Here is an 18,855-nt window from a genome sequence, read left to right on the forward strand (position 1 = left end):
CCGCGGCTCGTTCACCTCTCCCGCTTGCGGGAGAGGTCGGCGCAAAGCGCCGGGTGAGGGCTGTCTCCTCTAGGGGATTGTCCCATTGCGGAAACACCCTCTCCCCAACCCTCTCCCGCAAGCGGGAGAGGGAGTGCACCTCCGTTGTGGCAATCAAACGTGATCTCATTGCGCTCGAGATATCTACAATTGCAGCGTCGGCGCGACCTCGCGCGCGACATTGACCAGTGCCGCGATCAGCGGCGTCATCGGATCGCGCTGCGGGATCACCATGCCGATGCTGTAATTGACGTCGGGATCGACGATCGGGATCGAGCGCACCGTGTCGGACAGGCCGAGCGTCTCGGCGAGCTTGGCCGGCATCACGCTCGCCCAGCGTCCCGTCTTGACGTGCGTGAACAGCACCAGCAGCGAGTTCGAGGTCAGCGTCGGCGTCGCCTCGGCACCGACCGAGCGCAGCGCGCGGTCGATGATGCGGCGGTTCTGCATGTCGGGCGTGAGCAGGCACAGCGGCACCTGCCCGACCTCGGTCCAAGTCACCGTCTCGCGGTCACCGAACATCGCATCGGGCGCGGTGAGGAGGCGATAGCTCTCGTTGTAGAGCGGGATGGTGCGCACCTTGCCGATCGGCTCGTTCTCGATATAGGTCAGCCCCGCATCGACCTCGAGATTTTCAAGCAGTCCCAGCACCTCGGATGACGTGGTGGACTGGATGCGGAAGCGCACCTCGGGATGCTTGGCGCGGAACGGCGTCGTCAGCGCGGCGACCATGCCGAGCACGGTCGGGATAGCCGCGATGCGGATCTCGCCGGAGAGCTGATGTTTCAGCCCATTGATCTCGTCGCGCATGGCGCGGGCATCGCCCACGATCCGCCGCGCCCAGTCCAGCGCCCGCTCGCCTTCCGGCGTAAAGCCCTGGAAGCGCGACCCGCGCTGGACCAGCATCACGCCGAGGATCTCCTCGAGCTGCTTGAGCCCGGTCGACATCGTCGGTTGCGTCACGCCGCAGACCTCCGCCGCGCGTCCGAAATGCCGCTCCTTCGCCAGCGCCAGCAATAGTTCAAGCTTGTCGATCAACCGGTCGTCCCCTCGAGTTCTGTCGTGGCATGCAAGCTAGCACGCTCGCCCCCCTCCCAACACGCAAAAACACCGGGCAGAACACCCATAATTGCATTTTCAGATCGACCGATCGTCCTTGCCAATCGATCGGAGTTCGCAATCGCAGCACGGGACAGCTTTATTGATCTTCGAATGATTCCAAATAGTTTGGGCGGAAGAAACGCTCAGGTTGAGAACGAAGAATGACAGCGGTTTATGATTGGGACGAGACGCGCGGCGCCGAGATCATCGCCGAACATGCTCAGCAGGAAGGCGCGACGCTCGTCATCCTGCATGCTCTTCAAGAGGCGTTCGGCTACGTGCCGGAGGCCGCCATTCCCATGGTGGCGCAGGCGCTGAATCTGTCACGCGCCGAAGTGCACGGCGTGTTCACGTTCTACCATGATTTCCGCCACAAGCCGGCCGGTCGCCATGTGCTGAAGCTCTGCCGCGCTGAAGCCTGCCAGGCCGCCGGCGGCGATGCGCTGGCGGCGCGCGCCGAGGCGAAGCTCGGCGTGGCGCTCGGCAACACCACGGCCGACGATCGCGTCACGTTGGAGCCGATCTACTGTCTCGGCCTGTGCGCCACCGCCCCGTCCGCGATGCTCGATGGCCGCCTCATTGGCCGGCTCGATCAGAAGCGCCTCGATGCGCTGGTTGCGGAGGCGCAGCGATGAGCATGCGTCTCTACGTCTCACGTGATGCCGGTGCGGTAGCCGTCGGCGCTGACGAAGTCGCGCTGGCGCTGGAGCAGGCTGCGGCCAAGCGCGGCATTGCGATCGAGATTATCAGGACCGGCTCGCGCGGCCTGTACTGGCTGGAGCCGCTGGTCGAGGTCGCGACGTCACAGGGCCGCATCGCCTTCGGCCCGGTCAGCGAGACCGATGTGTCCTCCCTGCTCGATGCGCTCGCCAGCAACACGCCGCATCTGCTGCGACTGGGGGCCACTGACGAGATCCCCTGGCTGAAGCGCCAGACCCGCCTCACCTTCGCCCGCTGCGGCGTGATCGATCCGCGCTCGCTCGACGACTACCGCGCCCATGGCGGCTACAAGGGCCTGGAGCACGCCCTGTCGCTCGGCACGGATGCGATCCTCAACGAGGTCACCGCGTCCGGCCTCCGCGGTCGCGGCGGCGCCGGCTTTCCGACCGGCATCAAATGGAAGACGGTCGCGCAGGCCAAGGCCGATCGCAAATTCATCGTCTGCAACGCCGACGAAGGCGACAGCGGCACCTTCGCCGACCGCATGATCATGGAAGGCGATCCGTTCCTCGTGATCGAGGGCATGACGATCGCCGGCATCACCGTCGGCGCGACCAAGGGCTATATCTACATCCGCAGCGAATATCCGCACGCGGTCGAGGCGATGAATGCCGCCATCGCAGCGGCGAAGCGTGGCGGCTATCTCGGCGCGAACATCGGCGGCTCGAAGCAAGCCTTCGATCTCGAGGTGCGCGTCGGCGCCGGCGCCTATGTCTGCGGCGAGGAGACCTCGCTGCTGGAAAGCCTCGAAGGCCGCCGCGGCATCGTGCGCGCCAAGCCGCCGCTGCCGGCGCACCACGGCCTGTTCGGCAAGCCGACGGTTATCAACAACGTGCTGTCGTTCGCCGCCATCCCCTTCATCCTCGCCGAGGGCGCCAAGGCCTATGCGGATTTCGGCATGGGCCGCTCCCGCGGCACGATGCCGATCCAGCTCGCCGGCAACATCCGCCATGGCGGACTGTTCGAGACCGCGTTCGGCGTGACGCTCGGCGAGCTCGTCGACGACATCGGCGGCGGCACGTTCACGGGCCGTCCGGTCCGTGCCGTGCAGGTCGGCGGCCCGCTCGGCGCGTATTTTCCCCGCGCGCTGTTCGACACGCCGTTCGACTACGAGGCCTTCGCCGCGCGCGACGGCCTGATCGGCCATGGCGGCATCGTCGTGTTCGACGACAGTGTCGACATGCGCAGGCAGGCACGCTTCGCCATGGAGTTCTGCGCCATCGAATCCTGCGGCAAGTGCACGCCCTGCCGGATCGGCTCGACCCGAGGCGTCGAGACCGTCGAGAAGATCATCAACGGCGAGCGGGTGAGCGAGAACCTCGCGCTCGTCGAAGACCTCTGCAACACCATGAAATTCGGCTCGCTCTGCGCGCTCGGCGGCTTCACGCCCTACCCCGTGCTCAGCGCATTGAAGCACTTCCGGGAGGATTTCGTCCCGGCGCCGACCACGCTTCAAGCCGCGGAATAGGAGAACGACAATGTCTCTGATCGAAGAAATCGACTTCGGCACGCCGCGCTCGAAATCGGAAACAATGGTGACGCTGACCATCGACGGCAACCAGGTCACGGTGCCCGAGGGCACCTCGATCATGCGCGCGGCGATGGAAGCCGGCCACCAGATTCCCAAACTCTGCGCCACCGACATGGTCGACGCGTTCGGCTCCTGCCGTCTCTGCCTGGTCGAGATCGAGGGGCGGGCCGGCACGCCGGCCTCCTGCACCACGCCCGTGATGAACGGCCTCGTCGTGCACACCCAGACCGAGCGGCTGAAGCAGCTGCGCAAGGGCGTGATGGAGCTCTACATCTCCGACCATCCGCTCGACTGCCTCACCTGCGGCGCCAACGGCGATTGCGAGTTGCAGGACATGGCCGGCGCCGTCGGCCTGCGCGACGTGCGCTACGGCTACGAAGGCGAGAACCACGTCTTCGCCAAGACGGATGGCTGCACCAACGACCACTGGATGCCGAAGGACGAGTCCAACCCGTACTTCACCTACGATCCCTCCAAGTGCATCGTCTGCTCGCGCTGCGTCCGCGCCTGCGAGGAGGTGCAAGGCACCTTCGCGCTGACGATCTCGGGTCGCGGCTTCGACAGCCGCGTTTCGCCGGGCATGAGCGAGAGCTTCCTCGGTTCCGAATGCGTCTCCTGCGGCGCCTGCGTGCAAGCCTGCCCGACCGCGACGCTGACCGAGAAGTCGGTGATCGAGATCGGCCAGCCCGAGCACTCCGTCGTCACCACCTGCGCCTATTGCGGTGTCGGCTGCGCCTTCAAGGCCGAGATGCGCGGCGAGGAAGTCGTACGCATGGTGCCGTACAAGGACGGCAAGGCCAATCGCGGCCATTCCTGCGTCAAGGGCCGCTTCGCCTGGGGCTACACCAACCACAAGGAGCGCATTCTCAAGCCCATGATCCGCGAGCGGATCGAGGATCCCTGGCGCGAAGTGTCGTGGGACGAGGCATTCTCGTTCGCCGCCGCGAAGATGCGCGGCATCCAGAAGAAGTACGGCCGCGACGCTATCGGCGGCATTACTTCTTCGCGCTGCACCAACGAGGAAACCTATCTGGTGCAGAAGCTGATCCGCGCCGGCTTCGGCAACAACAATGTCGATACCTGCGCCCGCGTCTGTCACTCCCCGACCGGCTACGGCCTCGCCACCACCTTCGGCACCTCCGCCGGCACGCAAGACTTCGACTCCGTGGAAGACACCGATGTCGTGCTCATCATCGGCGCCAACCCCGCCTCGGCGCACCCGGTGTTCGCCTCGCGGCTGAAGAAGCGGCTGCGCCAGGGCGCCAAGCTGATCGTGATCGATCCGCGCCGCACCGAGATGGTGGAATCGCCGCATGTGAAGGCGCTGCACCTGTCCTTGATGCCAGGCACCAACGTCGCCGTCATGACCGCGCTGGCGCATGTCATCGTCAGCGAAGGCCTCGTCAATGAAGCCTTCGTGCGCGAGCGCTGCGACTGGAGCGAGTTCGAGGAATGGGCCGCCTTCGTCGCGCAGCCCAAGAACAGCCCGGAGGCGACCGCGATCCTCACCGGTGTCGATCCCAAGGCGCTGCGCGAGGCTGCCCGCATCTACGCCACCGGCGGCAACGGCGCGATCTATTACGGGCTCGGGGTCACCGAGCACAGCCAGGGCTCGACCACCGTGATCGCGATCGCCAACCTCGCGATGGCGACAGGCAATATTGGCCGTCCCGGCGTCGGCGTGAACCCGCTGCGCGGCCAGAACAACGTGCAAGGCTCCTGCGACATGGGCTCGTTCCCGCACGAGCTGCCCGGTTACCGCCACATCTCCGGCGATGCCGTGCGCGACCAGTTCGAGGCGCTGTGGAACGTCAAGCTCAACCCGGAGCCGGGCCTGCGCATCCCCAACATGTTCGATGCCGCAGTCGAAGGCACGTTCATGGGGATCTACGTGCAGGGCGAGGACATCCTCCAATCCGATCCCAACACCTCGCACGTGGTGGCGGCACTGTCAGCGATGGAATGCGTCATCGTCCATGATCTCTTCCTGAATGAGACCGCGAACTACGCGCACGTCTTCCTGCCCGGCTCGAGCTTCCTGGAGAAGGACGGCACCTTCACCAACGCCGAGCGCCGCATCCAGCGCGTGCGCAAGGTGATGACCCCGAAGAACGGCATGGCCGATTGGGAGGTCACCATCGGCCTTGCCAGGGCGATGGGTTTCGAGATGAGCTACAGCCATCCCTCCGAGATCATGGACGAGATCGCGGCGCTGACCCCGACCTTCGCCGGTGTCTCCTACGCCAAGCTCGACGAGCTCGGTTCGGTGCAGTGGCCCTGCAACGAGAAGGCGCCGGAGGGCACGCCGGTGATGCATATCGACGGCTTCGTCCGCGGCAAGGGCAAGTTCGTCGTCACCGAATATGTCGCGACCGACGAGCGCACCGGCCCGCGCTATCCGCTGCTGCTCACCACGGGCCGCATCCTCAGCCAGTACAATGTCGGCGCGCAGACCCGGCGCACCGACAACGTGGTCTGGCATGCCGAGGATCGCCTCGAGATCCATCCGCACGATGCCGAGCAGCGCGGCGTGCGCGACGGCGACTGGGTACGGCTGAAGAGCCGCGCCGGCGAGACCACGCTGCGCGCGGAGATCACCGACCGCGTCGCACCCGGCGTCGTCTACACTACGTTCCACCACCCGGACACGCAGGCCAACGTCATCACCACCGACTATTCGGACTGGGCCACCAACTGTCCCGAATACAAGGTCACGGCGGTGCAGGTCTCGCCCTCGAACGGCCCGTCGGACTGGCAGAAAGCTTATGACGCGCAGGCGCGGCAATCCCGCCGCATCGTGCCGGCCGAGGCTGCGGAGTAGCGGGATGCACGTGCCGGTCCAGGCCATCGACCGCAACAGCTGGCGCGACGGTGCCGCGTCCGACGGCGCGCGGCTGATCCCGGAGGAGACGCCGCTGGCGTTGACCTACAACGGCGGCACCTACGCCGTCATGATGGGGACACCGCAGAATCTGGAAGATTTTGCGGTCGGCTTCAGCGTGAGCGAAGGCATCGTCGGATCGGTCGACGACATTCGCTCGCTCGAAGTGGTCCGCCTCGACGACGGCATTGAGCTGCGCATGTGGCTGGCCTCGGAAGATGCTGCGCGCATCAGCGAGCGTCGGCGCCACATCGCAGGCCCGACCGGCTGCGGCATCTGCGGCATCGAGTCCATTGCCGAGGCGGTGCGGCCGGCGGCCGCGGTGCCGCAGGGACAGAGCTTCACGCCGGACGAAATCATGGCGGCGATGCAGGCCATCGCGCCGTTGCAATCGATCAATCTGCAAACCCGTGCTGTTCACGCCGCCGCGTTCTGGTCCCCTGCCGGCAACATCGTCGCGCTGCGCGAGGATGTCGGCCGCCACAACGCACTCGACAAGCTCGCCGGGGCGCTAGCGCGCAGCCGCACGGATGCGCGCGGCGGCATGGTGCTGCTGACGAGCCGCGTCTCGGTGGAGATGGTGCAGAAGACGGCCGCGATCGGCGCCCCCGTGATGGTCGCCGTGTCCGCGCCGACCGCGCTCGCGGTACGCACGGCAGAAGCCGCCGGCATCACACTGATTGCCATTGCCCGCCAGGACGGGTTCGAAGTGTTTTCGCATGGTGACCGGGTCGTCGCCCGCCATGCCACGGAGGTTGCCGATGTCGCCTGACCGCTTGATCTACATGGCCAACCAGATCGGCAAGTTCTTCCAGAGCCAGGGCCATGACAAGGCCGTGCCTGGCATTGCCGAACACATCAAGAAGTTCTGGGATCCCCGCATGAAGCGCGCGATCTTCGTCCATCTCGATGCGGGTGGAGTGGGGCTCGAGCCAAACGTGCGCGAGGCCCTCACCTCGCTGAAGCAAACTACAACCCTTCCAGCAGCGCCCTGAATACGCGCCGCACCTCGCTCTGCGTTTCCTTCACACGCGCCTCCAGCGACGAGAAGTCCGGCGCGTCGCCAGCGCGCGCCATCACGCGCAGGAGATCGGTGCCGGCGGTTTCCGGCTTGAAGCGCTCGCTGACGCAAAGCCGCAAGATCTGCGTCAGGTCGTGATAGAGCCGCGCCGCGGCACGCAATATCTCCGTCTCCGATTGCGCGAGCACGCCGAGCCTGCATGCATTTTCCAGTACCTGCAGGGTGCTGACGTCGAGGATCTCCGGCTTGTCGTGGGCATGCACGAGCTGGAGGTATTGTGCAATGAAATCGATGTCGACCATGCCGCCGGCGGCATGTTTGAGATCCCAGCAATCGGCCTCGCCCTTCTCCTGGGCAATCGCGCGCCGCATGTCGGCAACGTCGTGGGTGGTGATTGCGGGATCGCGGCGGCGGGTCAGAACATCGCGTATGACGCGTTCGATCCGTTCGCGGAATTCGGGCGACGCCGACACCACGCGGGCGCGCGTCAGCGCCATGTGCTCCCAGGTCCAGGCCTCGTTGGCCTGGTAGTCCGCGAACGAAGTGAGGCTCGAGGCCACGGGACCGGCACGCCCGGACGGACGCAGCCGCATGTCGATCTCATAGAGCACGCCGTAATTGGTGCGGGTCGTGAAGGCGCTGATGAGGCGCTGGGTGAAGCGGGCGAAATAGTGGGCACCCTGCAGCGATTTCGCACCGTCAGAGTCCGGATTGTCGCTGTCGAAATCGTAGAGCAGGATCAGGTCGAGATCGGAGGAGGCGGTCATCTCGCGGCTGCCGAGCCGGCCCATCGCGATGATCGCGGTCTGCTGATCCCTGATGCGGCCGTGCTGGGCGGTAAAGCGATCGGCGACGAGGCCATGCACGGTGTGGACGATGCCTTCGGCGACGTCGGCAAAAGCGGTGCTCGCTTGCTGCGCCGAGACCGTGCCTGAGAGGATGCGCGTGCCGATCAGGAACAGGCTCTCCTGCCCGAACAGGCGCAGGCGATCGAGGAACTCCTCGTATGAGCCCGCGTCCTGCACGGTCGTCGCAAGCCGTCCCGACAATTCCAGCCTGTCGGGCATGGCGCCGAAGAAGCGCGGATCGATCAGACCGTCCATGAGCTGCGGCTGCCGCGCCAGCATCTCGCCGAGCCGGGGCGCCGCGCCCAGCACCAGCGCCACCAGCGCGACGAGCTCACGGTTCTGGCCGAGCAGCGTGATCAGCCGGCCACCTCGTTGGAGCGCCCCCAGGAACTGATCGAACGCCACCACCGCGCGATCCGATTCCTCGGCATGCGCGAGACCGTCGATTAGGGCCGGCACGAATTCGATGAAGGCGCTGCGCGTCGCCTCATTGCGAAACACGCGATAATCGCCGGTGATCCAGTCGCGCACCGTCTGCGCGACGGCGGCCGGCTTCTTGAAGCCGAGCGTCACCAGGTGCTGAAGCAGGCGCGGATCGTCGGGACCGGCACTGTAGTCGAGCATCGGCAGCAGTTTGTCTGTCCCAGTCGGATCGTCGCCCTCGAACAGTTTTTCGTAATGGCCCTGCACGATCTCGAGCTGGCGCAGCAGATCACGGGCAAACGCCTCCCGATCCGGATAGCCGAAGAACCAGGCGAAACGCTCGACGGCTTCCTTGTCCTCGGGCAGCGTATGGGTCTGCTCGTCGGCGATCATCTGGAGACGATGCTCGACCCGGCGCAGGAATTCGTAAGCCGCGGTAAGCTCGTCGCGCGCCGCAAAGGTGATCCAGTTGCTGGAGGCGAGCACATCGAGCGCTTTGAGTGTCGGCCGCACCCGCAATTCCGGATGGCGGCCGCCGGCGATCAACTGCTGCGTCTGCGCGAAGAACTCGATCTCGCGGATGCCGCCGCGCCCGACCTTGACGTTGTGACCTTCGACGGCGACCTCGCTCTGGCCGCGATAGGTCTGCATCTGCCGCTTCATGTCGTGCACGTCGGCGAGCGCGGCGAAGTCGAGATGCTTGCGCCAGACAAAGGGCGCGATCTCGGCCAGCAAAGCCTCGCCTGCCTTGGGATCGCCGGCGCAGGCGCGCGCTTTGATCATCGCGGCGCGTTCCCAGGTGCGCCCTTCCCGCTCGTAATAGTTCAGCGCAGCGTCGCGGGAGATCGCCACCTGCGTCGAGGACGGATCTGGCCGCAGGCGCAGATCGACGCGGAACACGTAACCGTCATAGGTGCGCTGCTGGAGGATGCGCGCCATGCCTTGCGTCACGCGGACGAAGAACGGCTGCGGCTCGATATCGGGCGCAAGCGTCGTCGCATCGGGATCGAAGAACACGATGAGATCGATGTCGCTGGAATAGTTCAGCTCGCCCGCGCCCATCTTGCCCATCGCGAGTACGATCAGCCCGCAGCCTTGTTCGGGCGCCTCGGGATCGGCCGGTGAGAGCTTGCCGCGTGCGGCTTCCTGTCGCAGCAGGTACTGGAGCGCCGCCTGGACCGAGAACACCGCGACATCAGTCAGCGCCGCCGTCACCCGCATCACCGGCCAGACGCCGCCGATATCGCATAGCGCGGTCAGCAGCGCTGCCTCCGCCTTCATGCGGCGAAGGAGGCGCATCACCTTGGGCTCATCCGGCGCCGCGAGCACCGCGCCCCTTGCCTCCGCCATCAGCGCCGCCAGATGCACATCCGGATCGCATTCGAGCAACCGGATCAGGCGCAGGGGATCGGCGCGCACCAGATCGAACAGATAGGGCGAGAATTCCGCGATGCCGGTCAAAATATCCCGGGCGAAGGGATGAACCAGCAGGGATTCGAGACGGGCCGATTGCGCCGGCTCGAGCTCGGCCAGCCAATTCCCAAAACGTCTTTCGTCGGTTGTGGAAGCGGCAACATAGGGAGCCTCCACGAAGCGTGCCGCGAGGCTCTTACCATGCTTGTCCGCGTTTCCCGGCGCGGAGTGGTTCATGCCACCTTCTGTGGCACATCCTGTATTGGCGGAGCAACCCTGTCGCCGGCGCCCGCGCGCGCCGGCAGCACCAGCGTGGCGACGAGACCGGGATGGGCATCGCCCAAGCGCAATTCGCCGCCGTGCAATGTCGCAACCGCCGAGGCGAGGCTGAGGCCGAGGCCGGAGCCGGGCAGCGTGCGGCTGGCCTCCAGCCGCACGAATCGCTCGACGACGTGCTTGCGATCCGCTTCGGGTATCCCCGGACCACGGTCGGTGACGCTGAGGAGCACCTGGTCGCCTTCGCGCCTCGCCTCGATCGTGATTTGCCTGGCGTCCATGCTGACCACGGTTCCCGCGGCCTGAGCCGCCGGCTTGCCGTATTTGATCGCGTTCTCGACGAGATTGGCGAGCGCCTGGCTGATCAGTTCGCGATTGGCGTGAACCGGCGTCGGCTCGGCCTTGACCTTGAGGGTCATGCCGTCATCTTCGGCAAGCGGCTCATAGAGCTCATGGATGCCACCCGCGACCTCGGCGGCGTCGAAATCGTCCATGTTGCCGCGCGCCTGCCCGGACTCGGCACGCGCGATCATCAAGAGCGCGTTGAAGGTGCGGATCAGCCCGTCGGACTCCTCGATGGTGCGCTCCAGCGCGGCGCGGTAATCGGCCTCGCAGCCCGATTTCGCCAGGGCTTCCTCAGCGCGGTTGCGCAAGCGCGTCAGCGGCGTCTTGAGGTCGTGTGCGATATTGTCGGAGACTTCCTTCAGCCCCGCCATCAGCGCCTCGATCCGCTCCAGCATGGCGTTGAGGTTTTCGGCGAGGCGGTCGAGCTCGTCGCCGCTGCGCCCTACCGGCAGGCGCTCACTGAGATCGCCGATCATGATGCGATGCGCCGTACCGCTCATCGCGTCGATGCGCGTCAAGACACGTCGCGCTACGAAGATGCCGCCGCCGAGGCCGAGCACCACGACGATCAGGATCGACCATTGCGCGGCCTTGGCGACGATGCCGAACAGCCGCCGCCGCTCGTCGAGGTCGCGGCCGATCAGGAGACGGAAGCCGTTCTCCAATTCGGTGACGCGAACGAGCGCGCGATGATCGCGCTCGTCGGCATCCTCGATCCGCCGATAGGCGGTCTCCGACCAGCCGCGCGTCGCCATCACGCCGGGCGCGAGCGAGCCGACATTGCCGGCGATCGCCTGCCCTGTCGGCGTCGTCACGAGATAGAGGTTGGCGCCCGGCCGCAGCGCCCGATACTCGATCGTGCGCACGAGGATGAACATACCGCGGCGCCCGTAGATCTCGTTGATCTCCGAGGTCTCGGAATTGACCGTCTCCGTGATCTCTTCGGTGATGAGCCGGCGCGTATTCCAGGCGAAATAGCCGAGCAGCGAAGCCGCGAACATCGCGAACAGCAGCAGATAGACCAGCGTCAGCCGGAACGCCGTGGTGCGGACGAGTTTACCGAATGCCGTCACGGATCATGTATCCGGCGCCGCGGATGGTGTGCAGCAGCGGGCGCTCGAAACCCTTATCGATCTTGGAGCGGAGCCGCGAAATGTGCACGTCGATCACGTTGGTCTGCGGATCGAAATGATAATCCCAGACGTTCTCGAGCAGCATGGTGCGCGTCACCACCTGGCCGGCGTGCTTCATGAGGTATTCGAGCAGGCGGAATTCGCGCGGTTGGAGCGTCAGCTCGTCCTTGCCGCGGGCAACGCGATGGGACAGCCTATCGAGCTCGAGATCGCCGACGCGGTAGAGCGTGTCCTCGGCCGGGCCGCCGCGGCGGCGCGACAGCACCTCGACGCGGGCCAGCAGTTCGGCGAAGGAATAGGGCTTTGGCAGATAATCGTCGCCGCCGGCGCGGAGGCCCTTGATGCGGTCGTCGACCTGCCCCAGCGCGGAGAGAATCAGCACCGGCGTGGTGGTGCCCTTCTCGCGCAGTCCGCCGATCAGCGACAGGCCGTCGCGCTTGGGCAGCATGCGGTCGACCACCAGCACATCGTAATCGCCGTTCTCGGCCATGGCGAGGCCTTCCTCGCCGTCGGCGGCGTGATCGGCAATGTGTCCGACTTCGCGAAACGCCTTCACGAGATAGTCGGCGGATTCGCGGTCGTCTTCGATGATGAGGAGGCGCATCGTGCGTTCGGCGGCGGTCAAGGGTGTGAACCTTCTCTAAACATGGCGCGAGCGGCAATCGCATGCAAGCCGAAGCGGAACGATCTCGGATCGGGAAAAGGCGGGCGGTGAAGCTGGGGGGACTTCACCGCCCTAGGCCTTCCGACGGAGGGGGGCGTAATTCCACCGGAAGGTAGATGAGGGAAGCAAACGTTGCGCTGCTCCCCCGAAGGGCGCCGGCGGCGGGGGCGACTGATGCCGGCGACACCCTTCATCTCATTGGCCTCCTGAGGCTTCAGCCCTTGTTAGCCCTTGGCGATGGGCACGGCGACGAAGCGCGACTGGCCGCCGCTCTTCACGCGCATCAGGACGCTGTTCTTGTTGTCGGTCCGCGCCGTGTTGATGGCGTCGCGGACTTCGCCGGCGGTGCTCACGCTCTTGCCGCCGACTTCGAGAATCACGTCGCCTTCCTTGAAGCCGCGTTCGGCCGCGGCGCTCTTGGGATCGACTTCGGTGACCACGACGCCTTCCTTGCCGGCACCGGCCACGGAATTGGCGGGCGCAACCGTCATGCCGAGCTTGGGAACATCGGTGCCGCGGCTCGCACCCTTGCCCTTGTCATTGTCGGCGTCGGCCTTGGCCTCGATCGTGTTCGGCAGCTGGCCGAGGGTGAGGTTCACCACCTTGTCCTGGCCCTTGTGCAGCACGTTGAGCTTCACGGTCGCGCCGGGTGCCATGCCGCCGATGGTGCGGGCGAGCTCGCGGGCGTCCTTGACGGATTCGCCGTTGACCGAGGTGATCACGTCACCGGACTCGATGCCGGCCTTCGCCGCCGGACCGTTCGCCTGCGGCTCCGCCACCAGCGCGCCTTCGGCCTTCTTCATGCCGAGGCTGTCGGCGATGTCAGACGTCACCGGCTGGATCTGCACGCCGATCCAACCGCGGCTGACCGAGCCCTTGTCCTTGAGCTGGGCCACCACGCTCTTGACGGTGTTGGCGGGAATCGAGAACGCGATGCCGACGCTGCCGCCCGAGGGCGAGTAGATCGCGGTGTTGACGCCCATCACCTCACCGTTGGTGTCGAAAGCCGGACCGCCCGAATTGCCCTTGTTCACGGGCGCATCGATCTGGATGAAATCATCATAGGGACCGTTGCCGATGTCACGGCCGCTGGCCGAGACGATGCCCGCGGTCACGGTGCCGCCGAGACCGAAGGGATTGCCGACTGCGAGCACCCAGTCGCCGATCCGCGGCTTGCTATCCGCGAGCTTGGCGAATGAGAAGTTCGAGCTGCCCTCGACCTTGATCAGGGCGAGGTCGGTGCGCTGGTCGGTGCCGATCACCTTGGCGGTATAAGTCTTGCCGTCGTCGGTGGTGACCTCGACCTTGTCGGCGCCGTCGACCACGTGGTTGTTGGTCACGGCATAGCCGTCGGGCGAGATGAAGAAGCCGGAGCCCTGGCCCTGCACGACACGGCCACGGCCGCCCTTCAGGCCCGGGAAACCGTCCGGACCGCCGAAGCGGCGGAAGAAGCGCTCCATCGGCGAGCCCGGCTGGAACGGCGAGGAGGAATCATCGCCGTCATCGTTGCTCGCGGTCTTCTCCTTGATGTTGACCTTCACCGAGATCACCGACGGCTTCACGCGCTCGACGATGTCGGCGAAGCCGATCGGACGCTCGACCTTCCGAACCTCTTGGTTGACCTGCGCATGCGCCGGGCTGGAGAACAGGTCCGCCGGCGAGGTCGACGGGCTGAAGCCATAGACGGCCGCGCCGAGACCGGCGACGACCGAGGCCATCAGCGCGATCTTGCGCGCGGAGAACACCGACCGGCGCGGCTGCCGGTAGGACGGAAGATTCGAGAGGTCGGGACGGTCGGTCATGCAGAGATCTCCAGGGCCTTGAAATTCATTTGGCGCCGGATAGCGGCACCTTACGGTCCTGAACATGGGGGCTCCCGCCTTACCGTGCGCTGGCGGCGGGGTTAAACTTTCGTAATGAAGCGGCGGCGTGGATGCGGCAGTTTAGCGCAGCCCGAAAATCGTGGTTCTACAGGAACTTAATCGAGTTCCCGCGATGAGCGTGGAACCCTGCTTGGACGATTTTAGCTTGCCCTGACACTGACGATGAACTCGTCGACCTCGCGTTTCAAGGTCTCGGCCTGCCGCGACAGATCGACCGCGGAATCGCGCGCCTCGGCGGCCATGCGCCCGGTCTCGGCCGAGGTCGAGGTGATCTGGACGATGTGATTGGAGACGTCGAGTGTGCCGTGCGCGGCATCCTGGGCGCTGCGCGTGATTTCCTGCGTGGCATTGCGTTGCTGGGCGGTGTCGACCTCAATACCGGACATGATCGACGAGATCTCCGACAGCGTCTTGGAAATGCCGTCGATCGCGCCGCGCGTCTGTGCGGTGATGCCCTGGATGCTGGCGACATGCGAGGTGATCTCCTCCGTAGCCTTGCTGGTCTGGTGCGCCAAACTCTTCACCTCGGACGCGACCACCGCAAATCCCTTGCCGGCCTCCCCCGCCCGCGCCGCCTCGATTGTGGCATTGAGCGCCAGCAGATTGGTCTGCGAGGCGATCGCCTGCACGAGCTGCACGACCTCGCCGATCTTGTCGGCCGCATCGGACAGCGTGTGGATGGTGTCGCGGCTCTTCTCGGCCTCGGACGCTGCGCCCTCGGCGCGCTGGGTCGCATCGGTGACGCGGCGGCTGATCGTGCCGATCGAATTGGTCATCTCCTCGGCCGAGCCCGCAACGGTCTGGACGCTGGCGCTGGCCTGGCTCGCGGCGCTTGCCACCACATTGGCCTTGGTGCTGGTGTCGTTGGCGGTCCGCGACAGCGTCTCGGCGTTGCTCTTCAGGTGCACAGCCGAGGACGCCACGCTGTCGACGACGCTGGCGACGAGATCGTTGAAGCGCTTGATCCGTGCGTCCAAAAATGTCGACCGCTCGGCCTGGTGCTGCGCCTCATGCAACTGCCGCTCGGTGAGGCGGCGCCGCTCGAGGCCATTGGTCTTGAAAACCTCCAGCGCACCGGCGAGCAGGCCGATCTCGTTGGTGCCGCCGAGCCCCGGAACCGGCGTCTCGAATTTCTGATCGGCGACCTCGCGCATGGCATGCACGATCGCTGCCAAGGGATTGAGGATGCCGTTGCGCACGGCAAACCAGGTGGTGAGGCAGATCGCGACGGCGACGACCGCGATCACGCCGCAGGCGATCAGGAAATAGGAGAAGGCGGTCTGCGCCTGCTGGTAGATCTGCATCGCATGATCGCGTGCCGGACCGCTCAGCGCGGCGAAGTCCGACGACAGGCTGGTGATCTCGTTGTCGAGGTAGAGCACCGCGACGAATCCGGTGCCGCCGCCGATGCCCAGCAGGAACAATAATGCAGCGACGACAGCGCCGACCAGGAAGCGGATCGTCAGATTGCTATTCGTGAACATCGGGGACTCAGAATCTGGAATCAAATCTCGCGACAAGTTTCCAGACAAAGGTCAACATAGCATGAAACACGAGGGCCGGCACCGGCGGCCTCCGCATCATGGCGCAGCCAGGACGCTAGGACGATTTGGCATCATCCGACATCAACGCGGCGAGCCGCGCCTCCTCGTCGGGCGAAAGCGGCGGCGCCGGTAGGTCTGCACCGCTTCGCGCGCGGCGCCGGATTTGCAGCCATAGCGCCAGGCCGCCGCCAACCAGCAGAAGCGGCGCGAGCAGCCATAGCAGCATGGTCTGGCGCTCGAAGCGCGGCTTCAGCAGCACAAACTCGCCATAGCGCGCGACCAGGAAGTCGAGCACCTGCGAATTGCTGTCGCCAGCGGCGATGCGCTCGCGCACCAGCAGGCGCAAATCGCGCGCGAGCGGCGCGTCGGAATCATCGATCGACTGGTTCTGGCAGACCATGCAACGCAGCTCGCGCGACAAGTCGCGGGCGCGCGCCTCCTTGGCGGGATCCGACATGATCTCGTCAGGCTGCACCGCGTGCGCCGCAGGCCAGGCCAGCAGCATCAGCGCGACGATCACGAACCACATCCGGCGCATCGGATCACTCCGCCGGCTGGAGGCGCTGCTTGGCCCGCGCCGGCTTCGGCGCACCGACCCGCAAGCGGCGGTCGGACAGCGACAGTACGCCGCCGAATGCCATCAGCACCGGCCCCCACCAGATCAGCAGCACCAGCGGCTTGTCATAGATGCGCACCGCGATGGCGCCCTCGGCGGTGGCGTCACCGAGCGAGATGTAGAGCTGGCTCGCGCCGCGCGTTAGCAGCGCCGCCTCGGTGGTCGAGGAGCCGCGGGTGGTGAAGCTGCGCTTGGACGGCGTCATGACGCTGAGCGTCTCGCCGTCGCGGCTGACGTTGAACTCGGCGATCATCTCGCGGTAGTTCGGGCCCTGGCGCTGAAACAGCCCGTCGAGCTTCACGTCGTAGCCGGCGACGTGAGCGACGTCGCTTTGCTTCATCGTCGCGATATATTCGCTGTTCCAGGTGGTCTCGCAGACGATTCCGATCAGCGCGACGCCGAGGCCGGCATGCGCGAGCGCGGTGCCCCAGGCCGAGCGCGGCAGGCCGCGCGCCCGGTGCAGCACTGTTGCGAACGGCAGGCGAACCAGGCCCGTCCGCTCGACGATGTCGGTGACCGCGCCAGCGACGACGAAGACACCGAGCCCGATCGCGAGCGGCGCCAGCGCGCTGCCGCCCCGCGCCCAGGCCCAGGTGATGGCGACGACGACGAGGCTGGCAACGCCCGCCGCGAGCAGGCGCTGCGTCACGCCGAGCAGATCGCCGCGCTTCCACGCCAGCATCGGGCCGAACGGAACGGCGAGCAGCAACAGGGCAAACAGCGGAGCGAAGGTGAGATTGTAGAAGGGCGCGCCGACCGACATCTTGAAGTCGGCCAGCATCTCCATCGCCAACGGATAGAGAGTGCCGAACAGCACGACTGCGCAGGCGACCGTGAGCAGCAGGTTGTTCAGCACCAAGGCGCCCTCGCGCGAGATCGGCGCGAACAGACCGCCCTGCTTCAACGAGGTGGCGCGGCCCACGAACAACGACAGGCTGCCGCCGATGAACAGGCAGAGGATCAGCAGGATGAATACGCCGCGGGTCGGATCGGTGGCGAAGGCGTGCACCGAGGTGATGACGCCCGAGCGCACCAGGAAGGTGCCGAGCAGCGACAGCGAGAAGGTCAGGATCGACAACAGGATGGTCCAGACCTTCAGCGCGTCGCGCTTCTCCATCACCAGCGCCGAATGCAGCAGCGCGGTGCCGGCAAGCCACGGCATCAGCGAGGCGTTCTCGACGGGATCCCAGAACCACCAGCCGCCCCAGCCGAGCTCGTAATAGGCCCAGTACGAGCCCATGGCGATGCCGAGCGTCAGGAAGATCCAGGCGACCAACGTCCACGGCCGCACCCAACGCGCCCAGGCCGCGTCGATCCGCCCCTCCATCAGCGCCGCGATGGCGAAGGAGAACGAGATCGAGAAGCCGACATAGCCGAGATAGAGCATCGGCGGATGCACGGCGAGACCGATGTCCTGGAGCACCGGATTGAGATCGCGCCCCTCGATCGGCGGATTGGCGATGCGCAGAAACGGGTTCGAGGTCACCAGGATGAAGAGATAGAAGGCGCTGGCGATCCAGGCCTGCACGGCCAGCACGTGCGCGCGCAGCGACAGCGGCAGATTGTTGCCGAAAGCCGCGACCAGCCCACCGAACAGCGCGAGAATCGACACCCACAGCAGCATCGAGCCTTCATGGTTTCCCCACACGCCGGTGATCTTGTAGAGTAGCGGCTTCATCGAGTGGGAATTCTCGTAGACGTTGGCGACAGAGAAATCCGAGTTCACGTGCAGCATCACCAGCGCCGTGAACGAGGCGCCGACGAACAGCAGCTGCGCCAGCGCGGTGGAGCGCGCCACGTTCATCAATGCAACGTCGCGCAGGCGCGCGCCGATCAACGGCACGACGGACTGGATCAGTGCGAGCCCGAGCGCCAGCACCAGCGCGTAGTGTCCGGATTCTGCGATCACCGCACCGCTCCCTGCGGATTGCCCTGCGCGGTCGTGGCCGCAGGTTTGCTGCCGCCCGAAGCTGTGCCGCCGTAATCGTCCTTCCAGTGCCCCTGCTTCCTCAGGGCATCGGCGACGTCCTTGGGCATGTAGGTTTCGTCGTGCTTGGCAAGCACGGTGTCGGCCTTGAACACGCCGTTTGCGTCGAGCGCGCCTTCGGCGACGACGCCCTGCCCTTCACGGAACAGGTCGGGCAGGATGCCCTTATAGGCGACCGGCAGCTTGGCGTTGCCGTCGGCGACCTCGAAGGTCACCGCGAGATTGTCGCCGCGCTGGAGCGAGCCGGGCTGCACCAGCCCGCCGAGGCGAAACCGCTTGCCGGGCCCTACGTGCTTCTCGGCGACCATGGTCGGAGTCGAGAAGAACACGATGGAATCGCGCAATGCGTTGAGCACCAGCGCGGCGGCGAGCGCGAGCACGGCGAGCGAGCCGCCGATGATGGTCATACGTCGCTGCTTGCGCGTCATGG

Annotated in this window: 14 protein-coding genes; 5 read left to right on the forward strand and 9 right to left on the reverse strand. The window is 66.0% G+C overall.

Annotated features, from left to right (window positions below; translation table 11 throughout):
• Positions 1-183: 183 nt before the first annotated feature.
• Positions 184-1,077 carry a LysR family transcriptional regulator gene (locus tag XH85_RS31250; protein WP_128934918.1) on the reverse strand — a complete coding sequence of 298 codons (894 nt, stop codon included), beginning with the start codon at positions 1,075-1,077 and terminating at the stop codon, positions 184-186.
• 224 nt (positions 1,078-1,301) lie between these two features.
• Between XH85_RS31250 and XH85_RS31255 the strand changes: the two genes are divergently transcribed.
• Genes XH85_RS31255 through XH85_RS31275 form a run of 5 tightly spaced genes read left to right on the forward strand, consistent with a single transcriptional unit; the run spans position 1,302 to position 7,267 of the window.
• Positions 1,302-1,775: a formate dehydrogenase subunit gamma gene (locus XH85_RS31255; protein WP_128934919.1), complete on the forward strand. Its 474-nt coding sequence runs from the start codon at positions 1,302-1,304 to the stop codon at positions 1,773-1,775.
• Positions 1,772-3,328, forward strand: a complete 1,557-nt coding sequence (locus tag XH85_RS31260) for a formate dehydrogenase beta subunit (protein WP_128934920.1) — start codon at positions 1,772-1,774, stop codon at positions 3,326-3,328. The genes XH85_RS31255 and XH85_RS31260 overlap by 4 nt, the downstream gene beginning before the upstream one ends.
• 10 nt (positions 3,329-3,338) lie before the next feature.
• Positions 3,339-6,212: a formate dehydrogenase subunit alpha gene (gene fdhF / locus XH85_RS31265; RefSeq protein WP_128934921.1), complete on the forward strand. Its 2,874-nt coding sequence runs from the start codon at positions 3,339-3,341 to the stop codon at positions 6,210-6,212.
• Positions 6,213-6,216: 4 nt separating this feature from the next.
• Positions 6,217-7,044, forward strand: a complete 828-nt coding sequence (gene fdhD / locus XH85_RS31270; protein WP_128937492.1) for a formate dehydrogenase accessory sulfurtransferase FdhD — start codon at positions 6,217-6,219, stop codon at positions 7,042-7,044.
• Complete coding sequence (locus tag XH85_RS31275; protein ID WP_164934545.1) at positions 7,034-7,267, forward strand: formate dehydrogenase subunit delta; 234 nt, start codon at positions 7,034-7,036, stop codon at positions 7,265-7,267. Before fdhD ends, XH85_RS31275 begins: the two co-directional genes overlap by 11 nt.
• Here the strand turns inward: XH85_RS31275 and XH85_RS31280 are convergent.
• The 8 genes from XH85_RS31280 to ccmE all read right to left on the reverse strand — a co-directional run bounded on the left by XH85_RS31280 (position 7,242) and on the right by ccmE (position 18,853).
• Complete coding sequence (locus tag XH85_RS31280) at positions 7,242-10,214, reverse strand: bifunctional [glutamine synthetase] adenylyltransferase/[glutamine synthetase]-adenylyl-L-tyrosine phosphorylase (RefSeq protein WP_128934923.1); 2,973 nt, start codon at positions 10,212-10,214, stop codon at positions 7,242-7,244. The genes XH85_RS31275 and XH85_RS31280 overlap by 26 nt on opposite strands.
• Positions 10,211-11,671: a sensor histidine kinase gene (locus tag XH85_RS31285; protein ID WP_128934924.1), complete on the reverse strand. Its 1,461-nt coding sequence runs from the start codon at positions 11,669-11,671 to the stop codon at positions 10,211-10,213. The genes XH85_RS31280 and XH85_RS31285 overlap by 4 nt, the downstream gene beginning before the upstream one ends.
• Positions 11,655-12,335: a response regulator transcription factor gene (locus XH85_RS31290; protein WP_091891039.1), complete on the reverse strand. Its 681-nt coding sequence runs from the start codon at positions 12,333-12,335 to the stop codon at positions 11,655-11,657. Before XH85_RS31290 ends, XH85_RS31285 begins: the two co-directional genes overlap by 17 nt.
• A gap of 284 nt (positions 12,336-12,619) precedes the next feature.
• Positions 12,620-14,197, reverse strand: a complete 1,578-nt coding sequence (locus tag XH85_RS31295) for a Do family serine endopeptidase (protein WP_128934925.1) — start codon at positions 14,195-14,197, stop codon at positions 12,620-12,622.
• Between the two features lie 221 nt (positions 14,198-14,418).
• Positions 14,419-15,762, reverse strand: coding sequence for a methyl-accepting chemotaxis protein (locus tag XH85_RS31300; RefSeq protein WP_128934926.1), 1,344 nt, complete (start codon positions 15,760-15,762; stop codon positions 14,419-14,421).
• A gap of 115 nt (positions 15,763-15,877) precedes the next feature.
• Positions 15,878-16,360, reverse strand: a complete 483-nt coding sequence (locus XH85_RS31305; protein WP_091890976.1) for a cytochrome c-type biogenesis protein — start codon at positions 16,358-16,360, stop codon at positions 15,878-15,880.
• Between the two features lie 4 nt (positions 16,361-16,364).
• On the reverse strand, positions 16,365-18,347 hold the full coding sequence (locus tag XH85_RS31310) for a heme lyase CcmF/NrfE family subunit (RefSeq protein ID WP_128934927.1): 1,983 nt from the start codon (positions 18,345-18,347) through the stop codon (positions 16,365-16,367).
• A complete protein-coding gene (gene ccmE / locus XH85_RS31315) occupies positions 18,344-18,853 on the reverse strand; it encodes a cytochrome c maturation protein CcmE (RefSeq protein WP_128934928.1) in 510 nt (169 codons plus the stop codon). Before ccmE ends, XH85_RS31310 begins: the two co-directional genes overlap by 4 nt.
• Between the last annotated feature and the right edge of the window lie 2 nt (positions 18,854-18,855).

Origin of the sequence: Bradyrhizobium zhanjiangense (assembly GCF_004114935.1) — a bacterium.
Taxonomy (GTDB): Bacteria; Pseudomonadota; Alphaproteobacteria; order Rhizobiales; family Xanthobacteraceae; genus Bradyrhizobium; species Bradyrhizobium zhanjiangense.